This window comes from Parasphingopyxis sp., assembly GCF_052168295.1.
Lineage (GTDB): Bacteria > Pseudomonadota > Alphaproteobacteria > Sphingomonadales > Sphingomonadaceae > Parasphingopyxis.
This window is the reverse complement of record NZ_JBQLZN010000077.1, coordinates 65,207-90,367: the sequence shown is the minus strand read 5'-3', so window position 1 is coordinate 90,367 and position 25,161 is coordinate 65,207. Positions and strand designations below refer to the sequence as shown.

Sequence of the window (25,161 nt, the reverse complement as noted above, 5' to 3'; positions counted from 1 at the left end):
TCAAATCTCCTTCAGGACCAGATCGGCAGGTTGAGCCACCAGGTCCACCATTCGGGCCAGCCGCGCGTCCATAGCGGGCCGGAAATGATGATGCAGATCGCGCTCCAGAAACCGGCGTTGAGCGCCAGCAACAGGCCGAGCCGGTGGATGCCGAGCGTGCCGATCGAATAGCCGATCAGATCGCGGAAGAATGTGTCTTCATATTCGGGCGTCTTCACTTCCTCGTCCTTGCCCGGATTGACCGCCGACAGGATCAGTGAACCGTGCAGCGCGAGCGCGAAGGTCGTGGTGAAGAAGAAGGACACCGCGATCATGTGCGCGGGATTGTAGTGGAAGTGCAGATATTGATAGCCGACGTTCGAAACCCAATCGAGATGGCTAAATATCCCGTAGGGGAAGCCATGCCCCCAAGCGCCGAGCAATAACGGCCGGATCACGACCAGCGACACATAGGCGAAGATCGCGACGCCGAACGCGAAGGGCACATGATAGCCGATGCCGAGTTTCCGGCATATCTCGACTTCTCTCAATGCCCAGGACACGAAAGCACCGATCGCGCAGAAGGTGATGATCTGCCAGAAGCCCCCCTCGCTGAGCGGCGCAAGGCCGAGGCCGTAGCTGAGATCCGGCGGTTCGATGGATATCAGCCAGGGATTCCAGGTCGCCCCCTGCGAGGCGTCATAGAATATGAGCGCCGTTCCGAGGATCGAGAACAGGGCCGTCGTCACCCCGAAGAAACCGACATAGAATGGGCCGACCCAGAAATCGAACAGGTCGCCGCCGATCAGCGTGCCTCCCCGTACCCGATATTTTCGTTCGAAGCTCAACAGCGCCATGGCACTACCCTCCGCCCGCCGTTGCCGGCAGGTTAGTCATTATTGTTTCAACCGCGGGAGGCGCGCGGCAATCCTGCCGCGCCCTCTCGCAGAGGCCTGGATCAGGTTCTCGTTACCGTTTCGGTAACAGCGGCGGTTTCAGCCGCGGCGGCTGCGCCGCCGTCGATCCAGTTATATTTATCCGTGCTGAGCAGGATGAAATGAATGATGATCGCCAGCACGAACAGGAACACGAACAATGCGACCAGCGCTCTGCGCGGATCGAAGATTAACCAGGTTCTCCACATTTTGAGTCTCCGTATTAAAGATATGCGTTCAGTCTGCGCCGGCCCCTAGAACCAGGGTTTCCACATCCAGACGAGCAGGTGCGCGATCAGCGCGATGATCGTGAACGCGATGAAATTCCCCACGAAAATCTTGTGGAATTCCTTGGCTTCTTCGGGGGTCAGATATGTCCCCGGACCGAAGCGGTCGTCACTATTCTCAGTCATAACTCCATCTCCAAAATTGCCTCTTGAATGCGAGGCGCGGCACGCGCCTCCCGGCGGTATCCCCACGGTCTCCCGCGGGAATTTCGTGGCCCGGCGGCGGCCGGGCGGATGTCTGGATGGCGCTCATGCGGCCTGTCCTTCCATGAGAGTGTCGGCCAGCCTGTCGGCGGTGACGCGGGTTTCTCCGGCGCGGCGCGCGGCCCGTTCGGCGGCGTCGCGCAAGCGTTTGGCGGCCGAGATGCGGACGAGCACGGGCTGGGCTTCGACCAGCGCGTCGAGCTTCGCCTTGGCATCGGCATCCCAGGGCAGTTCGTCGTGGCGGCGCGCGGGCGTCGCCTCGGTCTTGTCCAGTTCGGTCGAGAGCGGAAGGATGTGGAACAGCGCGTCGAACAGCGCGTTGCACACTTCCTGCACGAGATAGGTCGCCCCGGCATAGCCCATGAAGGGCGTGCCCGTATGGCGGCGGATCGCCGCGCCGGGGAAGCTCGCGGGAATGAACTGGCCGCTCGGCCCGTGTCCCGATGAGCCGGCCTCGGCCAGATACATGCGCTCGTTGTAGCTGCCGAACAGGACAAGCGGTGGGTTGGTGTGGATCGCCTCGCGCACCTCGTCATTTTTCGGCTTCACGCCAGCCGTGCGGCTGAACGCGAAATTGCACGGCAGGCCCATATCGTCTTCGAGGAATTTGCGGATGCCCCGCGCATAGGTCTCGTTGGCGACAATCCCGAAACTGGCGGTGCCGAAGAAATCCTGGGTGACCGAGCGCCAGAGATCCCAGAGCGGCTTGATCGTCGTATGCTTTTCGCGCTCGATAAAGGGTTCGGGGTCGAGCCCCGTCTGTTCGCCCAGTTCGCGCAGGAACCTGGTCGTCGAATCCAGGCCGACCGGCGCCTGCAGATAGGGCCGTTCGAGCAGCTCGCACAGATTGCGGCCGAACTCGCGATACATGCAAACATTGACGCTCGCATTGGCGAGCTGGCGGATATCGGCGAGATGGCTGCCGAGCGGGAAGACCATGTTCACCTCGGCGCCGATCCCTTCGATCAACCTGCGGATCTCGGCGAGGTCGGAGGGCATGTTGAACATGCCGTAGCTCGGGCCAATGATATTGACCTTGGGCTTCTCGCCGTCTTTCAAAACTTTGGGCTTGGGTATCTTCTTCGGACCGAACTCGGTCCACAGCCAGCTCAAGGCGCGGTCTTCGGACTGCCACTGATCCTCGTCGATCGTGCGCGGCAGGAAGCGTTTGATACTGGTGCCCTCGGGCGTCACCCCGCCGCCGATCATCTCGGCGATCGATCCGGTGACGACCACCGCGGGGAGATCGGGATCGAGCGTTTTCCAGGCGCGCTTCATCGCGCCCTCGGTGCCCGTCTTGCCGAGTTCCTCTTCGGCCAGCCCGGTGACGACGATCGGCAGCTCATGCGGCGGCAGGCCGTCGGTATAATGCAGCACGGACGTTACCGGCAGATTTTCGCAGCCGACCGGCCCGTCAATGACGACCTGCAGGCCCTTCACCGCGGTAAAGGCGTAGACCGCGCCCCAATAGCCGCCGGCCCGATCGTGATCGAGGATCAGCGTCATGAGCCCACCGCCTCCGCGGCATTGGCGGCAGCGGCATTTTGCGCGGCATATTTCTTCTTGAATTTCGGCCGGTCGGTCGGCGTATCTTCCCAGACCCCGGCAGCATGCCCTTCGCCGACGCCTTCGAAAAATTCCTCCATCCGGTCGAAGCGCTCTTTGTTGGCGAGCGCCGCATTGACGACGTGGGCAAGGCTGCCCGCACCGGCCGGACCCATCAGCGGGCGGGCCGAAATCAGGTTGGTGAAATAGAGCGCCGGCGTCGCCTTGGCCTTGGCGTGCTGCACGACCGGCGTCGTGCCGATCGCGAGATCCGGCCCATGCTCCTCGACCGCCGCGATATCCTCTTCCAGACTCGCGCGGTAGTTGACCGTCACCCCTTTGGATTCGAGCCAGTCGCGATCCGGCTCGGACCAGGGAGTTTTGGGGCAGGCCGTGCCGACATAGGGCACATCGGCACCGCTCTCGATCAACAGCCGCGCGACCAGCAATTCGGACCCTTCATAACCGGACACGGTGATGCGCCCGTCGATCGGCATCGCGCCGAGCGCACCCTCGATCGCCGGCAGCATCGCATTCTTCGCCGTATCGACCTTGTCCTGCGCGACGCCGCACGCCGCACCGACCGCATCGAGCCAGGCCGCCGTGCCGTCGCGCCCGACCGGCGCGGAGCCGATCACGGGGCGGCCGGCAGCATCGAATTCGCGGATGCTCGCCGTGTAGAAAGGATGGATCGCGGCCACGACTGCGCAATCGAGCGCCGAATAGAGTTCGCGCCACTCCCGCGTCGGGACGACCGGGCCGGCCGCAAGGCCGAGCGGTTCGAGCATTTGCCCGATGCCGACCGGGTCGGCGGGGAACATCTCGCCAAGGAGAGTCACCGTCGGCCGGTCGGGCCGTTCCTTGGGCGCCGCAACGGGGCCCTGCTCGGCCTCGCCGCGCGCATAGGCCAGCATCGCGCCCGCCAGCACGTCCTTGGCCTCGGCATGGGTCGGAACGCCAAAGCCCGGAACGTCTATGCCAACAATCCGCACCCCGTTGATCTCGTCGGGGAGCAGGCGGAGCGGTACGCCGCTCGCCGTCGGCACGCACAGATTGGTGACGACGATCGTGTCATATTTCTCCGGATCGGCGAGGCCTTCGACGGCCTCCTTAATGTCCTCGAACAGTTTCCCGGTGACGAGCGTTTCCGAACTGAACGGCACATAGCCGACCGTCCGCCGTGCGCCGTAGAAATGCGAGGTGAAGGTCAGGCCGTAGACGCAGCAGGCGCTGCCCGAGAGTACGGTCGCCGTCCGCCGCATGCGGAGGCCCACGCGCAAGGATCCGAAGGCCGGGCACATGCTCTGCGGCTGATCGTGCGGGCCTTGCGGATAGTCCTGTTCATAGCGATCCAGAATCTCGCTCTTGCCGGCCTTCTTCGCGGCTTCGCGCATCGTCTCCGCTCCGCCGTGACAGCCGCTGCCGCCATCCCCCGGATCGATATCGATCCGGTCGGGCGCGCGCTCCACATCGCCATCAAGGTCAGGGGCGGCGAAGTCGGTCATCCGCTACACCTCGTCATAGATCACCTCGAGCGACGGTTTCTCTTCGTAACTGCCGCCGCGCATATCGGCCTGGGTCGCCGGCACGAGCTGGATATCGCCGCCGGTATCTTCGGGGCTGAAAAGGTCGAGCAGGCCATCCTGGTCGAGCGGGGCCGGCTGTTGCGGCGGCGCCTTGGCGACATTGGTCGCGAGTTCCTCGAACAGGCTGCTCCATTCGCCACCGGGCTTGCCGATAATCTGGTAGTTGGCGGACTTGCGCCGGATGTCCTCGTCGGCAGGAATCGCCGTCAGCACCGGAATATCGACGGCATCGGCGAAAGCCTGCGCCTCGCCCGTCCCGTCATCCTTGTTCACGATCATGCCCGCGACGCCGACATTGCCGCCCATCTTGCGGAAATATTCGACCGCCTTGCAGACATTGTTGGCGACATAGAGCGACTGGAGATCGTTCGAGCCGACGACGATCACCTTCTGGCACATGTCGCGCGCGATCGGCAGGCCGAACCCGCCGCACACCACGTCGCCGAGGAAATCGAGCAGGACATAATCGAAGCCCCATTCGTGGAAGCCCAATTTCTCCATCAGCTCGAAACCGTGGATGATGCCGCGCCCGCCGCAGCCGCGCCCGACCTCGGGACCGCCCAGCTCCATTGCGAAGACGCCGTCGCGTTGGAAACAGACATCTTCGATCGTCACTTCCTCGCCGGCGAGCTTCTTCTTGGCCGAAGTCTCGATGATCGTCGGGCAGCTCTTGCCGCCGAACAACAGGCTGGTCGTGTCGGACTTGGGATCGCAGCCGATCAGCAGCACACGCTTGCCCTGCTGCGCCATCATGTAGCTGAGGTTAGAGAGCGCGAAGCTCTTGCCCGAACCGCCCTTGCCGTAGATCGCAATGATCTGCGTTTCCTTGGTAATCTCACCCGTGTGCACGGGATCCGGCTCGATCGCGGCTTCGTCGCGTAGGGCTTCCGTGTCGAGCATGCTCATGCGCATTCACTCCAATCCAAAACCATTTTGAGGCAGTCCGGGTCCTCGAACGCCGCCGGATAGGCTTCGGCGGCTTCGTTCGCGGGCCGGACGTTCGAAATAAGGCCGTCGAGCGCGAGCGCTTGCGATTCGATCATCGCGCGCGTCGCGGCGAGATCGTCCGGACCCCATTCGGCCGCGATCCGGAACCGCGCCTCGCGCTGAAAGGCCGGCGGGAAGGTGAAGGACAATGGCGTGTCGTAGAATCCGGCGAGCACGATTTCCCCACCCTTCGCCAGGCGGGCGACGAGGCCGTCGAGACCGGCGCCATGGCCGCTGACATCGTAGATCGCGCGATAGTCGGAACGCTCGTCATCGTCGGGATGGATCACGGAATAGCCGCGCGCCCCATCCCGCCGGTCGGGATTGATGTCCCAGACCATCGGCGCGGGCGCGCCCGATGCAAGCGTCATCCGCGCCAGCAGCCGGCCGAGAACGCCGTGCCCGACGATCAGGTCGGGCGGGTCTCCGCCCTGCATCGAATGGAGCGCCGTGGCGGCGAGCGCGAACAGCACACCGTCGCGTCCGAGCGACTCGGAAACGGGCAGCGCACGCGCAGCCGGAACGATTACCCGGCTCGCCGAGCCGCCGAACAGTCCGCGCGCATCCTTGTAGCAACTGGCGCCGGGCACGAAGACCCATTCGCCGATTCGCGATGTGGCATCGGCGCCCGCATCGACCACCCGGCCGACCGATTCATAGCCGGGCACAAGCGGATAGCCCATGCCCGGAAATGCGGGCATCTCGCCCGTCCATAAGAGCTTTTCGGTGCCGGTGCTGACACCGCTCCACTGGATTTCGACAAGGACATCGGAGGGGCCGATTGGTTCCAGCGCGAGCGAACGGAGGGAGAGCCTTTTCGGCGCCTCGAGTATGACCGCCAATGCGTCCATACGACCTCTCACCCCTTATTCTTGGGCCGCGCCACCAGCCATGCGTTCAATCGATACGCTTACTCGACTGTCACATTAGCTTGACAGTTCCAATTGTCAATCAAACCTTACAGATAGAATGTCAGGATGAGGCGACGATGATGCGCGCGATCAGGGGCTGGTGCGTCCGCACCAGACGCCAGCGCGAAAACCCGGCATCGGCGAGCAGCGCGCCGATCTCTTCGGGATGTCGTGGGCGGCCCGATCGCATCGCCCAGAGATAGAGGCCGAAATAGGCGTCTCCCATGGCCTCGGCACCCCGCGTGCCGGCCATCGGTTCGGCGATCAGCAGCGTGCCATCAGGCGGCAGCGCGGAGCGGACCGATGCGAGCAGGCCCGCGACCACATCGTCGTCATGATCGTGGAGGATGCGCACGAGCGTGACGATGTCATAGCCATCGGGGATCGCGTCGCGGCGAAAATCGCCGGGATGGATGGTGACGCGCGGGCTGAGCCCGGCGGTTTCGAGTCGCGTTTGCGCAAGCTCCGTCACCGCCGGCAGGTCAAACAGACCGAGCGCGATTTCGGGCGTCGCCAGTCCGACCGCTTCGAGGAAGGCCCCGGCGCCGCCACCGATATCGAGCAGCCGATCGTGCCGCGAGAAGCGATAGGCCGAGACGACCTGCTCGGCGACCATCGGCTGGGACGCGGCCATGAGCTGCGAATAGGGCGATACGGCGGCTTGGCCCTCGGCCGCGGCGTCCACCGAATCGGCATAGGCCCAATAGCGCGAGAGCGCGCCCTCCTCGTCCCGATCCTTTCGGAGCAGCGCCAGCGGATCGGCGAGATCGGCATAGAGCAGATGATGGTGCCGGATCATCGCGACAGCCCCCGGATTGCCGGACAGCGCCGCGCCCTCGCCGCCCAGCGTCCACCAGTCGCCGTCCAACTGCTCGGCAAGCCAGAGCGCTTCGGCCGCGCGCAGCAGGCGATGCGTCGCGCCGGCGGAAAGATCGATATGGGCGGCGATGTCCGATTGCCGGCGCGGCGCTTCGGCGAGCCAGTCCAGCAGTCCGCTTTCGACGAACGCGTAAAGCGTTTGCGAATAGGCGAAACCGGCGACGAGATCGAAGAGCCGGGCGGCGCGGCGGCGCGCGATCGGGCGACTCAGCGGAAAGGCGGCGGCGCGTTTCTGGAAGGCGGGGCTCGAGAGGATCCGGTTCCGCCAGGCCGTCCAGCGGGCGCGCCAGCCGCGCGGAGCGGCCGGAACGGCAGGAGGGTCTGGCGTTGCCATATGTCCAAATGATTGGACAGATGCTATGTCCGCGTCAATCAACATGCCGCGCGGCATCGATGGAGACGAGTTTGCCGGAGACACGGGTAGCGATTATCGGCGCGGGCATCGGCGGCCTTGTGAGTGCCGCATTGCTGGCCGCGTGCGGGCATGCCGTCACCGTGATAGAGAAAGAGAAAACGCCCGGCGGGAAGGTTCGCCGCGTGCCCGTCGACGGCGTCGAAATCGATGGCGGGCCGACCGTGTTCACGCTGCGCGACGTGTTCGAGGAAATTTTCGACTCGGCGGGCGCGAACCTCGACGACCATGTGACGATGCACCGCGCCGACATCCTCGCGCGCCATGCTTGGAGCCCGGACGAGCGGCTCGACCTGTTCGCCGATCCGGCAGAGAGCGAAGCGGCGATCGGCGACTTCGCGGGCGCGCGGGCCGCGCGCAGTTTCCGGTCGTTCAGCGCCGAGGCGAAGCGGATCTTCGATCTGCTCGACGAGAATTTCCTGCGCGCGAGCAAGACCTGGCCACCGGGCCTCATGCAGCGGATCGGACTGTGGCGGATCGGCGCGCTGATAGCGCTCCGGCCCTATGAGAGCCTGTGGCAGGTGCTGGGCGAGCATTTCCACGACCCGCGCCTCCAGCAACTGTTCGGCCGCTACTCGACCTATTGCGGCTCCTCGCCCTTCCAGACGCCGGCGACGCTGATGCTTATTGCGCATGTGGAGCAACAGGGCGTGTGGCTGATCGAAGGTGGAATAAGCGCTCTATCTCAGGCACTTGCGAACGTCGCGGAGAAGAATGGCGCGCTGTTCCGCTACGCTGCCGGTGTAAACGAGATCGTCATCGAAAACGGCAAAACGGCAGGCGTGAAACTCGCCGATGGAGAGATTATCCCGGTCGATACAGTGATCGCCAATGCCGACCCCGCCGCGATCGCCGATGGCCGGTTCGGGGAGACCTCGCGCAAGGCCGTGCGCGCTACCCCGCACCGCCGCCGTTCGCTCTCCGCCTTCACCTGGCTCGCCCATGCGCAGACGAGCGGCTTCCCGCTGGTCCGCCACAACGTCTTTTTCTCGCCCGACTACACACAGGAATTTCGCGATATCGGCCGGGGCGGCCCGCCGCGCGATCCCAGCGTCTATGTCTGCGCGCAGAATCGCGACGCGAGCGAGGACGCTACCGCCGATGGCCGCGAGCGATTGCAGATCATCGTCAACGCACCCGCCAATGGCGACAGTCACGACTATACCGAAATGGAGAGAGAGCGATGCAGCATGCACATGATCGAGAGCCTGGCCCGGTGCGGGCTGGAGCTGGAACAGCCGATGCCGCATCATCTGGCGACGCCCAACGAATTCGAAACGCTGTTTCCGTCGACGGGTGGAGCCCTTTATGGACAGGCCTCGCACGGATGGGCGGCCTCCTTCCTCCGCCAGAGCGCCCGGACACGGATCCATGGGCTCTATTGCGCCGGGGGAAGCACCCATCCGGGGGCGGGCGTGCCGATGGCGGCCTTGTCCGGGCGGCTGGCGGCCGAGACACTGATGCAAGACCGCGCTTCGACCGCCCCGTCCCCCCTCAAGGCTATGGCTGGTGGTATGTCGATGCCATCAGCGACGACGGCCAGTACGGGCTGACCATTATCGGCTTCGTCGGGAGCGTCTTCTCGCCCTATTACAAGCGCAGCGGCCGCGGCGATCCTTGCGACCATGGCTGCCTGAATGTCGCGCTCTACGGCCCGCGCGCGCGCTGGACGATGACCGAGCGCCCGCGCGGCAATGTCGAAACGAGCGCCGACGATCTCTCGATCGGCGCCAGCGCGATGCGCTGGACCGGCGATGCGCTCGTCATCGATATCGAGGAGCGCGACGTCCGGCTCGGCATACCGTGGCGGCGGCGGGTCTGCGGTCAGGTCAAAGTCTATCCCGAAATGCTGAACGCGACCGCCTTCGCGCTCGACCCGATGGGCACGCATATCTGGCACGCCATCGCGCCGCGCGCCCAGATCGAGGTGGAGATGGAGCGGCCCGGGATCAGCTGGCGCGGCAGCGGCTATCTCGATTCCAATCGCGGCAAGGAATCGCTCGAGGACGGGTTTCGCGACTGGCACTGGTCGCGCGCGCATCTCGGCCGGGAAGTCGCCGTCATGTATGAGGGCCGCCGCCGGGACGGATCGACCTTCGCCAGCGCGCTGCGCTTCGACGCGGACGGGACACCTCACGACGCGGAGCTGCCGATGGTCGCGCCGTTGCCCAACACATGGTGGCAGATGGAGCGCAAGAGCCGCGCGGATCGCGGCCATGCCGGTGTTATCAAGACCTGGGAGGATTCGCCCTTCTACGCGCGCTCCACACTGGCGACGCGGCTCTACGGCGAACCGGTTACGGCGGTGCAGGAAAGCCTATCGCTCGACCGGTTCCGTTCGCCCATCGTCCAGTGGATGCTCCCCTACAAGATGCCCCGGCGCAGCCTCTGACTCTTCGCGCGCCGCTTTCTCCTTGTCCTTGCGGATTTCGCGATTGACCGACCAGAGCTGCCAAAAGGCGATGCCCAGCACGACCGTGTAGGTGAAGGCGATCTCGATCCAGCCGAAATTCTCCATGGGGCTCACTCCGCTCCGATGTCAGCAGAGGCGAGTATAGCATGATCCGCGGCGAAGCGCCGAATGATGGCAGCGGCTCGATCTGGCACCTCTTCATGCGCGAGATGGCCGAGGCCCTCCAGCATCTGCATCTCGGCATCGGGAATGATGGCCGCCGCGTTGCGCACCGCGGATTCCGGGACCGCCGTATCGGCCTCGCCATGCACCAGCAGGATCGGCGTCTCGAGATCGGGCAGCTTGCGCTTGAGCGCTTCCAGATCCCAGTTCGCCATCATGCCGATCGCGCCGGCGACATGCCCCGATGTGCCGAGCAGCCGCGCATAGCCATCGACGCCCGCCGCATCGATGCGCGAACCAGTCGACCGGATCAGGAAACGCTCCACTTCCCCCGATCCACGCGCGACGCGCGCAAAGATGCGCGGCGCGAGCGGATTGACGAAGAGCATCTTCGCCATTGCCGGAAAGAGGCGCGCGGCCAATCCCGGAAATGGCAGCAGTGCGGGATTGAAACCGACGACCGGCGCGCGGATTGCACCGGCCAGATTCATCTGCACGGCGATCGCCGCGCCTGCGGAATGGCCGACGATAATCGCCGGTCGGCGGTCCAGCGTATCGATCAGCTCAGTTACGGCGCTGGCCATCGTCGGAAGCGACAGACCGCCCCGCGGCCGACCGCAGGTAAATGCGTGACCAGGCAGGTCGGGCGCGATGACCGAGAAATGCTCGGCCAGCGCCGGCATCAGGGCGCGCCAGCTGTGGGTGCCCGCACCCGTGCCGTGAAGGAGCAGCAGAGCCGGTCCCTCGCCCATCGCCTGCACATGCCAGCGCAATCGCTCGGTCTCGACGAAACCGCTGGCCGCGCGGTTGGGCCAGTCCCGTCCGTCGGCCTCCCAGCGCGGCGATGTCGTCATGCGGCAACCGTTTGTTGCTGCACGGCATCTACCGCGCGGTGCAGCGTCGCCGCATCCGCGTGAGGCAGTGGCAGATATTCGGCGCGCATGGCCGCTGCCAGGGTCTGAGCCTCGCCCTGGGCGCGCGGGGAGATGTCGACGACGACTCCGGCAATGCCGGTCGCGGCGATCCGGTGCGCGGCCGTCTCGCTATCCGCCTTCGCCTGTTTCCGGCCCGGCGATCCGTCACGCGCCACATTGGCCTTGCCGTCGGTCAGCACCACGAGAAACGGCGTCCGGCCGTGCGACACAGCCTGCTCGCCGAGCGCCTGCGCCGCTTCGAGACCGGCAGCAAGCGGCGTACCGCCCCCACCGGGCAGTTCGGCCAGCACGCGGCGCGCGCGGGTAAGCGAGCGGGTCGGCGGCAGCAACAGTTCCGCACCCTCGCCGCGAAAGGCGATCAGCGCGACCTCCGCGCGTTTCACATAGGCCTGGGCGAGCATAAGTTCGATCGCGCCCTTCGCCTCGGCAAGCCGGGCCAGCGCCGACGATCCCGACGCATCGACGACGAAAATGGTGACCGTACCGGCGCGTTCCTCGAAGCGGCGTACGCGCAGGTCCGGACGGCGGATGCGAATCTTGCGTTCGGCGTCCTCACCCTCCTCCTCACGGCGCAGCGTCTGCCAGGGGGCGGCCGCGCGCAGCGTGTCGATCAACGCCAGCCGCGCACCGCCGCGCGGGATGCCGGGGCGGGCGCCGAGCGGCCGTCCGCGCAGTTTTGACTTGTGACGTTTGCCTGCACCGCCGCCCTGCGATGCACCACGGTGCACGCCATCGCCGATACGGCTGAGCATATCTTCGGGTACGCACGCGGCGACCGCAGCGAGGATCATGTCCTCCAGCGGCGGCGCATCGGCGGCGTCTGCATCATCGCTATCGCCAGCATCGTCCGGTTCGGGTGGCGGCATGTCGTCCGGTTCGGCGTCCGTAGTCTCCTCTGCGGGGAGTTGCGTGGCGCGAGGCGCGAGCACAAGCCGTGCGGCCATGGCGAGGTCGCTTTCCGCGACCGCATTGCGACCGGCAAGAGCAGCGCTGGCACGCGCGGCGCGCATCGCAAACAGCAACGGCCGGACCGACCGGACGCCCAGCGCCAGCGCTGTCGCCGCCAGCGCCTTCAGCATCGCCTCGTCGGGTTCGGCGACCTCCGTTGGAGAGATGCTGTCGTCAGCGGCAATATCCGGGAAATCGAGCGTCGCGATGCCGGTCAGATCGCAATGAAAAGCGAGGCGCTCGGTCAGGGCCGCTGGCGGGCGTTCCTCATCGGTCAGCCCATCGTCGAGCAGGACGACGCCGATGGTTGCCTGCAGCTCGGCCGCTATGCCGTCGCGCTCGACCTGCACGGCCTGCCAATCGAGCGCCTGACCGATACGTCCCGCGATTGTTTCCGACAGCCGCTCCGCCATCGGTGCGATGATGACGCCGCCATCGGTCTCGGCAAGCAGGCCTGTCTGCAGCACCGCCTTGCCGGCGCACAGGCTCGCCGAAATGTCGAGACCGCCGAGCAGTCGGTCGTCCGTGATCGCGCCGGGCATCCGGCGCACCGGCATATCGGGCGGCAGGTCCGCCTTGATCCGTTCGAGCAGCGCATCGCGAACCGGGCCCGCGCCGCGCAGGCAAATCCCGCCCAGACCCAGCGGGTCGAGCGCGAAAAGCTGGGCCGCCATGACCGCATCCGAAAGCGGGTCCGGCGGCTGCCCGTTCATCCGAACAGCTCGGTGATCGCACGTTCGATCCGCGCCGTCGATCCGGTTTCGTCGAGCACGTCGCGGCGCAGCCTGTGGCGCAGCGCCATCGGCGCGACCGCGATCAGATGCGCGCGCGTAACCTTGCGCTTGCCTTCGAGCGCAGCCAACGCCTTGGACGCGCGCATCAGGGTCAGCTCGCCGCGCAAGCCGTCCGCGCCGACCGCCACGCACAGTTCCGCCGCGTCGCTCAGCACGGCATCAGGCACGGCCATCTTGTCGACGGCCTTTTGCCCGCGCGCGATCTGACGCAATATCTTCCCGTCTTCCTTCTGCCATTCTTCGGCAAAACCCTGCGCATCGCGTTCCTGCGCGTTGCAGCGGCGCATGATCTCCATCCGCTGTTCGATATCGGTCGGCGTCTTCACCTCGACCGAAAGGCCGAAGCGATCGAGCAGCTGCGGCCTCAATTCGCCCTCTTCCGGATTGCCGCTCCCGATCAGCACGAAGCGCGCGGGGTGGCGCACCGAGAGTCCCTCGCGCTCCACCAGATTTTCGCCCGATGCCGCGACATCGAGCAGCAGATCGACGAGATGGTCCTCGAGCAGGTTGATCTCGTCGATATAGAGGAACCCGCGATGCGCGCGGGCGAGCAGGCCCGGCTCGAACGCCTTTTCGCCTTTTCCGAGCGCGCGCTCCAGATCGAGCGCGCCGACCACGCGGTCCTCCGTCGCGCCGAGCGGCAGGTCGACGAAGGGCACCGGCACACGGCGAACGCGCTTGCTCTTCAGCTCTTCGGGATAGTCTTCGCGATGCTCGGGGTCGCAGTTGAAACGGCTGCCTTCGACGATCCGCATCGGCGGCAGCAGGGTGGACAATGCGCGTGCCGCTGTCGATTTGCCGGTGCCCCGGTCGCCGAACACCATCACGCCGCCGATCCGCGGATCGACTGCGGCGATGAGCAGCGCCCGCTTCATCTCATCCTGACCGACGATCGCGGAAAAAGGAAATTGTGCCATGCCAATGCTGTAACAGCTTCGCCGCATCCGGCAAATCGGCGCAGTTTGCATGCGCGTCACGCAGGCTATGGCATCGTGCCGGCTAGAATACGCTTTCGGCCGATCGCGTAGCGCGCCAGATCTCGGTCACCGCTTTGCGTTTCTCAGCCTCGATCGCCCGGTCTTCGACGCACCCGTGTGCGAGAAGGCCGACGAGCGCCGTATTCGCTTCGAGGACGGTCAGCGATCGCGTTATCGCGGCGCTCTCGCAGACGAGCGAAAGACCATGCCGCTCGCCGGCGGCGATTATCCGCCGCTCGAGACTGGTGCGCAGGGGTCGGCGGATTTTGGAATCGATGTTCATGACCAGCCATGGTTCGGACGGCCCGTCGCGCATCTCGAGGAAAACCAGGTTGCGATAGTCCGCACGCAGGAAGAGTTTCGCGGCCCAGTCGATATAATCGGCAATTGTACCGCGCACCGTATCCGTGTCTGACGGCGCCGTCCGGATTGTCTTCTCAACGCCGGCTATAAGGCGGCCAACCACTGCGCGGTAGACGTCCTCCTGCCCGTCGAACGCATAATAGGCCTGCCAGAAAGACATGCCCGCATGCTCGGCGACAGCTTCGATACTGATATTCGGCCACGGCTTTGCGAGGTAGAGATCGACGACCTTGCCGACGATCGTCCGCCGGCGCTCCCGCCAATCCAGCTGCGCGGCGGCCACGTCTCGCTCGCGTTTCTGAGGTTCGATATCGAGCATGCCGCTCCTCATCGGAACTGGCCGGCTTTACCGCCGGAAAAGAATGGCGGGGGTGGGACTTCCAACTACCACCCCCGCCCAGGGCTGGAACGTGACCAAACGTTCCAAACTAGAAGCGCAAGCGACCGGTGACGGAGTAACTACGGCCAAGCGTGTCATAGGTCGTCGGATAGGTGTTGCCCGAGTTGTATGTGCTTGAACCGATGAACTGGCTCACATTTGGCGGATCACGGTCGAACAGGTTGAACACCGACAGAGTCACGTCGAAATTGTCGCTCACATTCGACCGGATCGAGAGATCGAAATAATTTGCAGCATCGATCGACCGAAACTCTTCGAACGTTGCCGGATTCGCGCCTGCCGAACTGATCGGCTCGACATCGACAGCGTCGATCCAGCGCCACAGCAGCGATATATCGACGAGATCGTCGATACTAACCGTCGTGCGCAGGTTGAATGTCCATTCGGGGATGATGGGTTCGCAGTTTTCGCTGTAGAATCCGACACACTCGCGGACGATCGCTGTCGGGTTGGCTTGGAACAGGAAGGTATCCGTCCAAGTACCGGACAGATCCCAATTCACCGAACCGAAGCTGACCGGCAGAGTGTAATTGACACGGAAGTCCACACCGCGCGTTTCAATGACCCCCTGGTTGGAAACCTGGAGTAGCAGGCCCGGCGTATCGCCACCGCCGTTCAACGATCCGTTCAGCGGATTTCGGACGATCAGGTTGCAGGCGGCCGGGTTGACACCGTTCCCGTCGTTGTTCGGACCGAAGCACGGTTCGACGACATCGCCCGAGGTCGGGATCGTAATCGCATCGGTGACGTCGATATCGAAATAGTCGACCGTAACGGCTAGCCCCGGCACCTGAGGCGGCGTGATAATCACACCGAGAGTGAGCGAGTCGGCCGTCTCGACATCGAGATTAGGGTTGCCGCCCGACGTCTGGTTGATCTGGGACGCTGAGGGCGGAGCGATCACACCGATAAGGGCGGAAGGAGCGCCCTGTGCGATGCAGATCGCAGTCAGGGTCGCGTTGCCTACCGGGTTGGTGCCTTGGCACGGATCGAATTCGAGTGCGGTCAAACCTGTCGTGACCGGCAAGAACAGTTCGCCAATGTTCGGCGAGCGCACCGAGCGCTGGTAGACGCCGCGGAAACGGAAGCCTTGAAACGGTTCCCAGCTACCGCCTGCTTTCCACGTAACCGACGTACCGGTATTGGAATAGTCCGACACGCGGATACCGCCTTCCGCGGTAAGGCTGTAGAAGCCCGGAACGTCTTCGAGGATCGGCACGATCAGCTCGGCAAAACCTTCGATTACGTCATAGCCGCCGCTGAAGGTCGGCGACGGAGCGCCGGTCCCGAGAACTTCGTCCTGAGTCCCCGCGGACACGTCAGCGACACGGCTCGCGCCATAGTCCCGATATTCCACGCCGGCAGCAAAACCGATGGGCGTCTGCGTGAATAATCCGCTTTCTCCCAAATCGCCGAAGATCGACGCGTTGACCTGGGTCAGCGACGTTTTGTCGTTGTACGCAGCCGGCTGATCGAAGAAAGCCACTGATCTTGGATCGATATTGGCACCGACCCCGCCACCGAACAGGTTGATCGGGAAGCAGCCGTTCGACGCGTCGACACACGTCGTGGTGTCCTGCGCACGCAGGGCCTGCTGCACGCGAGACTTGAGACCCCAGCCGCGCCGCGTAAAGGACAGATCCGATTCGCCGTATGCCGCAAACACATCGTAACTGATCGAATCGGTCAGTCCGCCGCGCACGCCGGCCCAAATCTGGAACTGGTTGGTGATGATTTCACTCCGGCGCGGGCCCTGCTCGACCAGGCGGCGGAAGATGGTCACGGGAACCTCCAGATAATTGGGGTCGGTCGGATCTGCCGCAGCGCCGGCGGCGGTGCAGGTCGCCGCGTCGATAGCGACAGTCGGCGATGCGCAGATCTGCTGGCGGATCGTCTCGTTGATGAACGGGTTGTTGAGCGGGAACTGCCAAGTATCGCCGAACAGGCCCGACGGAGCGAGCGACAGCCCGACCGTGGTTTTCGTGAACATCGCGCGCGAATAAACTTCGATTCCCGGCGTCACTTCATAGCTCGCCATGCCGAAGATGTTGTAGCGCTCGAGCGGCGTCTGGAAGAAGTTGAACGGGTTGAAGTTGAACGTGTTGTAGGTGGGAACCAGCGCAGTACCATCCGCATTGATCTGGTTTTCCGATCCGCCGCCCAGAACATTACTCGAAATGCGCGTCGGCACGGACGTACCAGAACCGACCGGCGTGTTTCGGGTCGAAAGCGCCACCTGCGAAATCTGACGCGCCGACTGGATAACGTCGTCAACCTCCTGGTAGCCGATGTTCAGAACCGCATTGCCCCGGCCGTCGTCGAAATTGGCGCCCAGCGTCAGGTCGGCTCGGAAGCGCTCACCGTCACCGCGCTCGGTAATGCCCGAAGTGACCGTCGCTTCGAGGCCTTCGAAATCGCTCCGCAGAACGAAGTTCGCGACGCCCGCGATGGCGTCCGCGCCATAGACCGAGGAGGCGCCACCAGTGACGACTTCCACTCGCTCGATGATCGAGACCGGGATGATGTTGAGATCGGTTTCGCTGAACAGCGTAGCGGGGACCAGTCGCGTGCCATCGAGCAGGATGAGGCTGCGCGTCGAACCCAAGTTGCGCAGGTTCAGCGTCGAAACGCCACCCGAACCATTATTGACCGAGTTATTTACGCCCGGCGAAATGCCCGGGAGATCGCCGATCAGCTCTTCGGCGTTGGTCGCCTGCCGATAGTCGATCTCGTCTTGGCCGACGACCTGGATCGGGCTCGACTGTTCGAGGTTCGGATTGGTGATACGCGTGCCGGTGACGACAATCGCCGGTTGGCTCGACACACTGGCTGAGGCAAGTTCGTTGCTATCTTGCGCGAACGCAGGCGTCGACACCATTGCCGTCCCGGCGAGCAAGCCGCCGATCACCCGCCGCCGCGCATCTGTCGAAACTCGAAAATCCCTGTAAGTCATCAAATTCTACCTTCCTCATTGCGGAGCGCCCGGTTGCGATTCGAAAGCGATCGCCGCGCGGGTTGCCCCAGAACCCCTTGATCCAGCCTTCTCCGACGCTTTCGCGGCGTATCCGCTCGGCTGCATCGCTCCGCCGCACCGCGCTCGGAGCTAATTGGTACGGTACGGTACCGTACTATTAGCGCCTACATGCAGATATTTCCGGGCGGCTCAATCTGTTTCCGGTCCAGATTTCAGAAATGAGGGCGAGGCGTGACAAAACTGCCACAGCCGAGCTCGCGGATCCTTGGCGGTGGAATAGACTCCCGAACGGCGATTCAGCGCTGGGCAAAAGGCCGGTAGTTAGCGATTTGCGAATTGCGAGGTGTTGCGATGCGGCGCTGCGCCGGTTGCGCCGATAACCGGCTATACTAGTCTGTCGACAGCCAGCTGATGAACTGCGCAATCGTTGTATCCAGCTCTTCGTTCATCTTTTTCCGACTCGGCAATTTCGTGTCGGCGAAGAGCGCGCCGTAAAGAAACGGCCCGAATATCATGTTCATGAAACGCAAAGCGGCCTGCTTCGCCGATACCGATTTCCTGCGCTTCCGGAACTTGCCGATCGCGTCCCTGACATAGGCCTCCGCGTAGCCGGGGCCGTTCTCCCAATAGATTTTCATGATCTGGGGCATTGTATTCTTTTCGCCAATCGCGACCTGGAGAACGGCTAGGCCGCGGGGCTGCAGTACGCGGAACAGCGTCGCCTGCCCGGCTGCCCGCAACGCGTCCTCCAGTGACGCATCGGCTTGCGGCATGTCGAGCGCGGGCGCATCGATATCGCGGCATGCCGATAACATGACGGCCGCGAACAGATCCTCCTTCGAGCGGAAACGCGCGTAGATGGTGCGCTTCGATGCGCGCGCCGCGCGCGCGACATCTTCCATGCTCGTGGCCGCGAAACCATTGGCAATGAACAGCTGCTCGGCCGCATCGATGATCTTTTCCCGCTTCGGATCTTCGACGGTTTCTGCGGCAATCGCCCCCATATGATGGATCCTAATTGACAAAGCGGTACGGAACAGTACCGTTTCATCGGTCGCTCCTGTGTTCGCATAGCGCGTTTGCGGCCAATTACCAACTCGAAAGGGACGGATTCTGATATGGGAAATGGGGTCATGAAGCTCGGAAAACTGCGATTCCCAGCATTGGCGGCGAGCGCGTTTTGCTCGACTGCCGTCGCCGGCCAGGTTCCGGACGACGGCTATTTCTGGCCCGAAGCGCGAGAGATCGCGATCGCCAGGAGCGCGGCGCCAGAGGCGGTCTCCGGCAACGCGTCCTACTGGGTGCTTACGTCGGAAGGCTATCGGCGTGTGGTCGAAGGGCAGAATGGTTTCAATTGTCTGGTCTTGCGCCAGTGGAGCGCAATTTTCGACACGCAACGCGAACTGTTCGAATGGGACGGCCTGATCGCGCCGATCTGCTACGATCCGATAACCAGTGCGAGCTCGATGCAGGAACAGTTTCTGCGCGCCGAGCTCGGCCTCGCGGGCAACGGCCATGACGCGATCAAGGCCGAAGTTATGGCGGCTTATGGCGAGGGGCGGCTGCGCTTTCCGGACCGCGTCGGATTTTCCTATATGTACTCCGCTGCCCAGCGGCTCACCCCCGATGCTGGCCATTGGCACCCGCATCTCATGATCCACGCGCCCTACTACACGAACGCGATGCTGGGCGGGCACACGTTCATGAGCGGCGACCCGATCGTTTTCGAAGCTCCCGGAACGTTTCGGTCCATCATCGCCGTTCCCGTAAACGGCCGTGACGGGCATATCGCGCCGGACTTCGAGCGCTGATTTCGCACCTGATCGACACACATCACGATCGATGCGCTTGCCGTCTTGGAAGCGCGAGCCGGCGTTTTTGCCGATAGACCCGGGTCGACAAGTGCTGCGCGCTTTCTCATAGCAACGGCTTCGTCACTGGAGTCGCCCCTATGTCGCGCGCATCTGAGAGATTTGCCCTGGCCTTGCACGGCGGGGCCGGCGCGAAGCCCGGCGAAGACTATGCGTCCGTGGAGGCGCATCTTGCGGAACTGGCGAATGCGGGAGAGGCCATGCTGCGCGACGGCCGGACCAGCCTCGACGTCGTCGAACATATGGTGTGCGAAATGGAGGTTTCCGGGCTTTATGTCGCGGGTAAGGGTTCGGCGCCGAATACGTCCGGCGATGTCGAACTCGACGCCAGCATCATGGACGGCGCGTCACGCGATGCCGGTGCGGTCGCGGCGATCCGGGACGTCGTCAGCCCCGTGGCGGTCGCGCGCGGAGTCATGGAGCGCTCGTCGAGCGTGATGCTGGCGGGCGCAGGCGCGAACGCATTTGCGGCGAACGAGGGCTTCGAAACGATCAATGATGCGGCCGACTATTACATCCTACCGGTCGGCGTGAGCGCGGACGATATCGCCGTCACCGACATGGTGCACGGCACCGTCGGCGCCGTCGCGCTCGATATCGATGGCAATCTGGCAGCGGCAACATCGACTGGCGGAGTTCTCGGCAAGCCCGCCGGCCGGGTCGGCGATACGCCGATTATCGGGGTGGGCACTTGGGCGAATCAGGATATCGCGATCTCCTGCACCGGCACAGGCGAGCATTTTATCCGCGCGGGCGGTGCATTGACGGCCGCCAACCGATTCAAGCTCGCCGGCGATACGCTCGAACAGGCGCTTTGGGCGATGCTGGACGATGTCGAGAGTCTGGGCGGCGATGGCGGCGCTATCGCGGTGTCGAGCAGCGGCGAGATCGCAATGCTCTATAACTCCGACGGCATGAAACGCGCAGCTGTGTCGGATGACATGGCGACGATGACGGCCGTTTTCGAACCCTGCCGTTAGCCTAACCCTTTTCCGCGCGGATCAGATCGAACACTTCGTCGCGATCCGCCAGCGCCAGCAGCAGTCCGACATCGCCCTCGCCGACAGCATCGAGGATGTGGCGCGCACCGGCTGCCGATGAGTCCACATGGCTGATCCGATCCTCAGCGATGCCATTGGCGATGCAGGCGGTCTCGATCAGCCCCGGCACCTCGCCGGGCTCTCGTCCGCGGAGATATTCGGTCAGCTCGACGATCACGACGTGATCGGGGCCGAACCCGATCGCGCCCTGCGTCAGTTGGCGGATTTCGGAGTCCGAGCGGTCGCCCGCCTGGCAGATCATCAGGAACTTGCGGTTGGCGGAGAGATTGTCGAGCAGGCTCGACATCGCCGCGATCGCATGGGGATTATGTGCGAAATCGACGAACAGCCGCGCGCCTTTCACGTCGAATTCATTGCACCGGCCGGGATTGTCGTCGGGAGAGGCCGTAAAGTTGGTCAGGCCCTTTTCGATAGCGGCATTGTCGATCCCCATCGCCTTGGCGAGGCCCATCGCGCCCATTGCATTCTGCACGTTGAACCGCGCCGCGCCGCCCATGGTGATCGGGATATCGGCGACGGGAATCCGCAAGGCGATATCCGTGCCGTCGAAATAATGGATCGCGTCCGCCGCATACCAGCAGCATGGCGCACCCTTCTCCCGGGCAGCCACGACCTTCGGATTGTCGGGCGAGAGCGCGAACCAGCATTTCGTCTTGTCGAATTTCTCGCCATTCTCGACCACGAGCGGATCGTCGGCATTGAGCACGAGCACACCGTCCTTCGACACGGCGCGCGCGACCGCAAATTTCGCCTGGGCCAGCGCCTTGACCGTGTTCACACCATATTGGCCGAGATGATCGTTGGCGATGTTGGTGACGAGCGCGGCGCGTGCCTGAAAAAGGGGCAGTCCGCGCCGCAAAATACCGCCGCGCGCGGTCTCCAGAAAAGCGATCTCCAGCCGCTTGTCGCGCAGCAACATGCGCGCCCCGCCCGGCCCCGAATAATCGCCATAGTCGAGAATATCGTCGCCGAGCTTCACATAATCGGTCGAGGTCGACCCTGCGACGAGCCCCGCCGCCTCGCCAATCGCCGCGCTCAGCCGTACGCTCGTCGATTTGCCGTTGGTGCCAGTAATCAGCGCGACCGGCAGATTATGCAGCGCTTCCCAGTCAACCAAATCGGGATCGGGCAGGTCGCCGACGTCCCAAACCTCCGATCCTTTGCCATGGCCGAGCGAGACATGATCGTCGTCGCTCAGGAAATCGACAGCCCGTTCCGTCGCCGCCCGTTCCAGCGCGATCAGTGGCGGGTTGTGTTCCATCGCGACGACCGTTTCGAGATCGGCAATCATGCTCTCGAAATCGCCGGCCGCCTCGCCAAGCAATGCGTTGGCCGTGAAATGCCAGGCCGTTTCGATCGCGAACACGGCGCTGTAGAGCAGGTCCGCCGGGGCGGAGATCATCACCGTCACGCCATTTTCGAAGATGCGCGAAATGCGCCGGCTGTCCGCCCAGCCGAGTGCGTCGAGTACGCGCTGCATGTCCGCTTCCCAGGCCGCAATCACTGCCGCCTTGTCGAAATCCTCGACCAAAATATCGAGCAATGCGCCGCGCCGGTCCCAGATCATCCCCGGACCGGTGATCCGCCGGCTTTCCTCGAGGATCAGCCGGTCCGATTCCGGCATCGGGATATCGAGATAGGTTTCGATCGTCTCGATATCGACGCGCGTCTGTTCCGCCACCTCAGTCGCCATCCTCGTCTTCGTTGCGCGCCAGCCGGACGCCGCGATCGTCGCTGACGAGCTGGTCTTCGGAATCGATCAGGTCCGCAAAGGCCGGCGCCGTCGCGGTCTTCTTTTTCTTGCTTTTCTTGGGTTTGACGACCGGCTCCTCATCTTTGCCGTAGCGCACGATCTGCTTCCAGGAACGCGTCACATTATCACCGATCACGAGCAGGAGATCGCCCTCTTCGGACGTCTTCAGGCCATGCGCGACCGCTTCCTGCTCGTCGGCGATGATCGTGATCGCATCTTCCGCCACGCCGTGATCGAGGAGGTGCGCCTTCATCATGTCCGGAATCTCGGTCTCGCCCCGCCCGCGCCGGTTATCGTCGGCCTTGAGGATATAGCGGTCATAATGTCCGGCCAGTATCTCGCAGGCTTCGGCGACATCCTCGTCGCGTCGATCGCCGGGGCAAGAGACGACGATCGTCTTGCTGTGATGCGTGTCGAGCTTGTCGACGAGATCGGTAATCTCCTCGAACGCCGCGGCGTTATGCGCATAATCGAGGATCACGCGGAACGGCAGCTTCTCGAACACATTCATCCGCCCCGGCGCTTGCGAGAAGGTGGTGTTGAAGCTCTTCATCGCCAGCTCGATCTGCTCGACATCGAGTCCGAAGCTATAGGCCATGGCGGTCGCGAACATCGCATTCTGCACATTGTGCATCGCCTTGCCTTCGATCGTCGCGGGGATCAGATGTGTCCAGATGACGGGCAGGTGCGTGCAATTGTCGTAGATGGCGATCATGTCGCCGTTCATGCCCTTTTCGAGCACCACGGCTTTGCCATGCGCATCGATATGCTGCTTCACCAGCGCATGTTCGCGGTTCATCGTGACGTAGAGGATATGCTCGGCGTCGCAATAATCGGCCATCAGCAGGCAATTCTTGTCGTCGGCGTTGAGCACGACCGTGTCCGTCGCCGATTCGGGCACGATCCGCTTGATCCGCGCCAGTTCCTCGATCGTATCGATCCCGCCCAGACCGAGATGGTCCGATGAAACGTTGAGGCATGCCCCGACATTGCAGCTCTGGAAACCGAGTCCGCTGCGCACGATGCCGCCGCGCGCGGTCTCCAGCACCGCGAAATCGACGGTCGGGTTGCGCAGCACCATCTGGGCCGATTGCGGCCCGGTCGTGTCGCCCTTCATGATCTGCTTGCCGTCGACATAAACGCCGTCGCTCGTCGTCAGACCGACGGTATGGCCGCCATTCTTCATGATATGGGCGAGCATACGCGAGGTGGTCGTCTTGCCGTTAGTGCCGGTGATCGCCGCGATCGGGATCTGGCGCGGCCGGTCCGGCGGGAAGAGCATGTCGAGCACCTTGCCCGCCACATCGCGCGGTTCGCCTTCGCTCGGCGCGACATGCATACGGAAGCCGGGCGCGGCATTCACCTCGACGATCGCCCCGCCGATACTCTTGTAGGATTTGGAGATATCGTTGGTAAGGAAATCGACGCCGCCGACATCGAGCCCGACCGCCCGGACCGCGCGGATCGCCATGTCGCGATTGTCCGGGTGCACGACATCGGTCAGGTCGATCGCCGTGCCGCCGGTCGATAGATTGGCCGTGTCGCGCAGATAGAAGGTCTCGCCCTCCGGCAGGACCGTTTCTTCCGAATGCCCGGCATTTTTCATCAGCCGCCGCGCCTGATGATCGAGTTCCAGCTTTGTGAGCACCTTTTCGTGGCCGACGCCCCGGCGTGGGTCCTCGTTCACGAGGTCGATCAGCTCGGCGATGGTCGACTTGCCGTCGCCCACGACATGACCGGGGACGCGCTTGGCGACCGCGACCAGCTCGTCGCCGACCACCAGCATGCGATGATCGAAGCCGGTGATATAGCTTTCGACGAGCACCGCGCTGCTCGTGCCCGCTTCCTGCGCCACGTCGAAGGCGGCGGCGACGTCCTGTTTGTTGTCGAGATTGATCGACACACCGCGGCCGTGATTGGCGTTGAGCGGCTTAACCACAACCGGATAGCCGATCTTGCGCGCCGCGCGCACGGCTTCGCGCGGGCCATAGACCATATATTGCTTGGGCACGGGCAGGCCGAGATCGTTGAGCAGGTTGTGCGTGTCTTCCTTGTCGCAGCTGATCTCGACGGCGATATGCTTGGTCTCGCTGGTGATCGTCGCCTGGATGCGCTGCTGGTGCTTGCCGTGGCCGAACTGGACGAGGCTGTATTTATTGAGGCGCAGCCAGGGCACGTCGCGCTCCTCGGCTGCCGCGACCAGCGACGCCGTGCTCGGCCCGAAGGCGTGGCGCTGGGCGTGCTTGATGAAGCTGCGCAGCTCCTCGTCCCAATCGAATTCGGGATCGAGTTCGTAATCGAGCTGTTGCTGCACTTCTTCCGGCATCAGGTGGATGAGCAGCTTGATCGCGAGCTCGCCCGCCGCCAGCCCGACATCGCGGTGAATATAGGCATAGACCATATTGTAACGGCCGATCTCGCCCGCCGACCGCGTCCGGCCGAAACTCACCTCGTTGCCCGCCACGCATTGCAGCTCGAGCGCGACATGCTCGGTGATATGCGCGATCCAGGTGCCCTCGTCTTCGCGCAGGCGGCGAACGAAACCGCCGGGCGTGCGATAGGAGCAGCCATGCTCCTCGAGCCCCGGCAGCGCGGCGATCAGGCCGTCGATGAAAGCCTTGCCCAGCCGGACCGACGGCCACTCCTCGAGAATGCCGATATCCATGACATGCCGGATGACGCGGAATTTCGCATATTGGTTGGGGCCGACATACAGGTTCGTGCTCAATATCTTGATTGTCTGTCCCCTTGCTAACCCGTCAGCGCGCTACGCACCGTTATGTAT

Annotated in this window: 21 protein-coding genes; 4 read left to right on the top strand and 17 right to left on the bottom strand. The window is 63.8% G+C overall.

Annotated features, from left to right (window positions below; all coding sequences use genetic code 11):
- Nucleotides 1-11 precede the first annotated feature (11 nt).
- The 8 genes from pufL to ACTS1Z_RS12340 all read right to left on the bottom strand — a co-directional run bounded on the left by pufL (nt 12) and on the right by ACTS1Z_RS12340 (nt 7,647).
- On the bottom strand, nt 12-836 hold the full coding sequence (pufL, locus tag ACTS1Z_RS12375; RefSeq protein ID WP_442624778.1) for a photosynthetic reaction center subunit L: 825 nt from the start codon (nt 834-836) through the stop codon (nt 12-14).
- A 101-nt stretch (nt 837-937) separates the two neighbouring features.
- Nucleotides 938-1,123: a light-harvesting antenna LH1, alpha subunit gene (gene pufA / locus ACTS1Z_RS12370; RefSeq protein WP_442624777.1), complete on the bottom strand. Its 186-nt coding sequence runs from the start codon at nt 1,121-1,123 to the stop codon at nt 938-940.
- A gap of 45 nt (nt 1,124-1,168) precedes the next feature.
- A complete protein-coding gene (pufB, locus tag ACTS1Z_RS12365) occupies nt 1,169-1,327 on the bottom strand; it encodes a light-harvesting antenna LH1, beta subunit (RefSeq protein ID WP_442624776.1) in 159 nt (52 codons plus the stop codon).
- A gap of 123 nt (nt 1,328-1,450) precedes the next feature.
- On the bottom strand, nt 1,451-2,911 hold the full coding sequence (gene bchZ, locus ACTS1Z_RS12360) for a chlorophyllide a reductase subunit Z (RefSeq protein WP_442624775.1): 1,461 nt from the start codon (nt 2,909-2,911) through the stop codon (nt 1,451-1,453).
- A complete protein-coding gene (gene bchY / locus ACTS1Z_RS12355) occupies nt 2,908-4,455 on the bottom strand; it encodes a chlorophyllide a reductase subunit Y (protein WP_442624774.1) in 1,548 nt (515 codons plus the stop codon). The genes bchZ and bchY overlap by 4 nt, the downstream gene beginning before the upstream one ends.
- 3 nt (nt 4,456-4,458) lie before the next feature.
- The gene (locus ACTS1Z_RS12350; protein WP_442624773.1) at nt 4,459-5,442 is read right to left on the bottom strand and encodes a chlorophyllide a reductase iron protein subunit X; all 984 of its coding nucleotides are present in this window, start codon (nt 5,440-5,442) and stop codon (nt 4,459-4,461) included.
- A complete protein-coding gene (gene bchC, locus ACTS1Z_RS12345) occupies nt 5,439-6,374 on the bottom strand; it encodes a chlorophyll synthesis pathway protein BchC (protein ID WP_442624772.1) in 936 nt (311 codons plus the stop codon). The genes ACTS1Z_RS12350 and bchC overlap by 4 nt, the downstream gene beginning before the upstream one ends.
- 121 nt (nt 6,375-6,495) lie before the next feature.
- Nucleotides 6,496-7,647 carry a methyltransferase gene (locus ACTS1Z_RS12340; RefSeq protein WP_442624771.1) on the bottom strand — a complete coding sequence of 384 codons (1,152 nt, stop codon included), beginning with the start codon at nt 7,645-7,647 and terminating at the stop codon, nt 6,496-6,498.
- 71 nt (nt 7,648-7,718) lie between these two features.
- On the opposite strand from ACTS1Z_RS12340, the gene crtD reads away from it, so the two are divergent.
- Both crtD and ACTS1Z_RS12330 read left to right on the top strand, forming a co-directional pair.
- Nucleotides 7,719-9,278 carry a 1-hydroxycarotenoid 3,4-desaturase CrtD gene (gene crtD / locus ACTS1Z_RS12335; protein ID WP_442624770.1) on the top strand — a complete coding sequence of 520 codons (1,560 nt, stop codon included), beginning with the start codon at nt 7,719-7,721 and terminating at the stop codon, nt 9,276-9,278.
- Between the two features lie 119 nt (nt 9,279-9,397).
- On the top strand, nt 9,398-10,117 hold the full coding sequence (locus ACTS1Z_RS12330; RefSeq protein WP_442624769.1) for a hydroxyneurosporene dehydrogenase: 720 nt from the start codon (nt 9,398-9,400) through the stop codon (nt 10,115-10,117).
- On the opposite strand, the gene ACTS1Z_RS12325 is transcribed toward ACTS1Z_RS12330, so the two are convergent.
- The 7 genes from ACTS1Z_RS12325 to ACTS1Z_RS12295 all read right to left on the bottom strand — a co-directional run bounded on the left by ACTS1Z_RS12325 (nt 10,043) and on the right by ACTS1Z_RS12295 (nt 18,695).
- Entirely contained in the window at nt 10,043-10,243 is a 201-nt protein-coding gene (locus tag ACTS1Z_RS12325) for a hypothetical protein (protein WP_442624768.1), read from the bottom strand. The two genes, ACTS1Z_RS12330 and ACTS1Z_RS12325, sit on opposite strands and share 75 nt — an antisense overlap.
- 5 nt (nt 10,244-10,248) lie before the next feature.
- Nucleotides 10,249-11,154 carry an alpha/beta fold hydrolase BchO gene (gene bchO, locus ACTS1Z_RS12320; protein ID WP_442624767.1) on the bottom strand — a complete coding sequence of 302 codons (906 nt, stop codon included), beginning with the start codon at nt 11,152-11,154 and terminating at the stop codon, nt 10,249-10,251.
- Entirely contained in the window at nt 11,151-12,896 is a 1,746-nt protein-coding gene (locus ACTS1Z_RS12315) for a magnesium chelatase subunit D (protein WP_442624766.1), read from the bottom strand. Before ACTS1Z_RS12315 ends, bchO begins: the two co-directional genes overlap by 4 nt.
- Nucleotides 12,893-13,894, bottom strand: coding sequence for a magnesium chelatase ATPase subunit I (gene bchI / locus ACTS1Z_RS12310; RefSeq protein ID WP_442624765.1), 1,002 nt, complete (start codon nt 13,892-13,894; stop codon nt 12,893-12,895). Before bchI ends, ACTS1Z_RS12315 begins: the two co-directional genes overlap by 4 nt.
- A gap of 82 nt (nt 13,895-13,976) precedes the next feature.
- The gene (locus tag ACTS1Z_RS12305) at nt 13,977-14,636 is read right to left on the bottom strand and encodes a TetR/AcrR family transcriptional regulator (RefSeq protein WP_442624764.1); all 660 of its coding nucleotides are present in this window, start codon (nt 14,634-14,636) and stop codon (nt 13,977-13,979) included.
- A 109-nt stretch (nt 14,637-14,745) separates the two neighbouring features.
- Nucleotides 14,746-17,670, bottom strand: coding sequence for a TonB-dependent receptor domain-containing protein (locus ACTS1Z_RS12300; protein WP_442624763.1), 2,925 nt, complete (start codon nt 17,668-17,670; stop codon nt 14,746-14,748).
- Between the two features lie 410 nt (nt 17,671-18,080).
- Nucleotides 18,081-18,695: a TetR/AcrR family transcriptional regulator gene (locus tag ACTS1Z_RS12295; RefSeq protein WP_442624762.1), complete on the bottom strand. Its 615-nt coding sequence runs from the start codon at nt 18,693-18,695 to the stop codon at nt 18,081-18,083.
- 129 nt (nt 18,696-18,824) lie between these two features.
- On the opposite strand from ACTS1Z_RS12295, the gene ACTS1Z_RS12290 reads away from it, so the two are divergent.
- Together ACTS1Z_RS12290 and ACTS1Z_RS12285 are read left to right on the top strand one after the other, a co-directional pair.
- Nucleotides 18,825-19,502: a hypothetical protein gene (locus tag ACTS1Z_RS12290; protein WP_442624761.1), complete on the top strand. Its 678-nt coding sequence runs from the start codon at nt 18,825-18,827 to the stop codon at nt 19,500-19,502.
- 140 nt (nt 19,503-19,642) lie between these two features.
- A complete protein-coding gene (locus ACTS1Z_RS12285) occupies nt 19,643-20,542 on the top strand; it encodes an isoaspartyl peptidase/L-asparaginase family protein (RefSeq protein ID WP_442624760.1) in 900 nt (299 codons plus the stop codon).
- A gap of 1 nt (nt 20,543) precedes the next feature.
- Here the strand turns inward: ACTS1Z_RS12285 and ACTS1Z_RS12280 are convergent, their stop codons facing one another.
- Both ACTS1Z_RS12280 and cphA read right to left on the bottom strand, forming a co-directional pair.
- On the bottom strand, nt 20,544-22,316 hold the full coding sequence (locus tag ACTS1Z_RS12280; protein ID WP_442624759.1) for a Mur ligase family protein: 1,773 nt from the start codon (nt 22,314-22,316) through the stop codon (nt 20,544-20,546).
- Nucleotides 22,306-25,104, bottom strand: coding sequence for a cyanophycin synthetase (cphA, locus tag ACTS1Z_RS12275; protein WP_442624758.1), 2,799 nt, complete (start codon nt 25,102-25,104; stop codon nt 22,306-22,308). Before cphA ends, ACTS1Z_RS12280 begins: the two co-directional genes overlap by 11 nt.
- Nucleotides 25,105-25,161: the final 57 nt, after the last annotated feature.

What these genes read in the sequence shown, in the direction of transcription:
- pufL (WP_442624778.1), bottom strand. Translation starts at nt 836, where the DNA reads ATGGCGCTGTTGAGCTTCGAACGAAAATATCGGGTACGGGGAGGCACG.
- pufA (WP_442624777.1), bottom strand. Translation starts at nt 1,123, where the DNA reads ATGTGGAGAACCTGGTTAATCTTCGATCCGCGCAGAGCGCTGGTCGCA.
- pufB (WP_442624776.1), bottom strand. Translation starts at nt 1,327, where the DNA reads ATGACTGAGAATAGTGACGACCGCTTCGGTCCGGGGACATATCTGACC.
- bchZ (WP_442624775.1), bottom strand. Translation starts at nt 2,911, where the DNA reads ATGACGCTGATCCTCGATCACGATCGGGCCGGCGGCTATTGGGGCGCG.
- bchY (WP_442624774.1), bottom strand. Translation starts at nt 4,455, where the DNA reads ATGACCGACTTCGCCGCCCCTGACCTTGATGGCGATGTGGAGCGCGCG.
- ACTS1Z_RS12350 (WP_442624773.1), bottom strand. Translation starts at nt 5,442, where the DNA reads ATGAGCATGCTCGACACGGAAGCCCTACGCGACGAAGCCGCGATCGAG.
- bchC (WP_442624772.1), bottom strand. Translation starts at nt 6,374, where the DNA reads ATGGACGCATTGGCGGTCATACTCGAGGCGCCGAAAAGGCTCTCCCTC.
- ACTS1Z_RS12340 (WP_442624771.1), bottom strand. Translation starts at nt 7,647, where the DNA reads ATGGCAACGCCAGACCCTCCTGCCGTTCCGGCCGCTCCGCGCGGCTGG.
- ACTS1Z_RS12330 (WP_442624769.1), top strand. Translation starts at nt 9,398, where the DNA reads ATGACCGAGCGCCCGCGCGGCAATGTCGAAACGAGCGCCGACGATCTC.
- ACTS1Z_RS12325 (WP_442624768.1), bottom strand. Translation starts at nt 10,243, where the DNA reads ATGGAGAATTTCGGCTGGATCGAGATCGCCTTCACCTACACGGTCGTG.
- bchO (WP_442624767.1), bottom strand. Translation starts at nt 11,154, where the DNA reads ATGACGACATCGCCGCGCTGGGAGGCCGACGGACGGGACTGGCCCAAC.
- ACTS1Z_RS12315 (WP_442624766.1), bottom strand. Translation starts at nt 12,896, where the DNA reads ATGAACGGGCAGCCGCCGGACCCGCTTTCGGATGCGGTCATGGCGGCC.
- bchI (WP_442624765.1), bottom strand. Translation starts at nt 13,894, where the DNA reads ATGGCACAATTTCCTTTTTCCGCGATCGTCGGTCAGGATGAGATGAAG.
- ACTS1Z_RS12305 (WP_442624764.1), bottom strand. Translation starts at nt 14,636, where the DNA reads ATGCTCGATATCGAACCTCAGAAACGCGAGCGAGACGTGGCCGCCGCG.
- ACTS1Z_RS12300 (WP_442624763.1), bottom strand. Translation starts at nt 17,670, where the DNA reads ATGACTTACAGGGATTTTCGAGTTTCGACAGATGCGCGGCGGCGGGTG.
- ACTS1Z_RS12295 (WP_442624762.1), bottom strand. Translation starts at nt 18,695, where the DNA reads ATGGGGGCGATTGCCGCAGAAACCGTCGAAGATCCGAAGCGGGAAAAG.
- ACTS1Z_RS12290 (WP_442624761.1), top strand. Translation starts at nt 18,825, where the DNA reads ATGAAGCTCGGAAAACTGCGATTCCCAGCATTGGCGGCGAGCGCGTTT.
- ACTS1Z_RS12285 (WP_442624760.1), top strand. Translation starts at nt 19,643, where the DNA reads ATGTCGCGCGCATCTGAGAGATTTGCCCTGGCCTTGCACGGCGGGGCC.
- ACTS1Z_RS12280 (WP_442624759.1), bottom strand. Translation starts at nt 22,316, where the DNA reads ATGGCGACTGAGGTGGCGGAACAGACGCGCGTCGATATCGAGACGATC.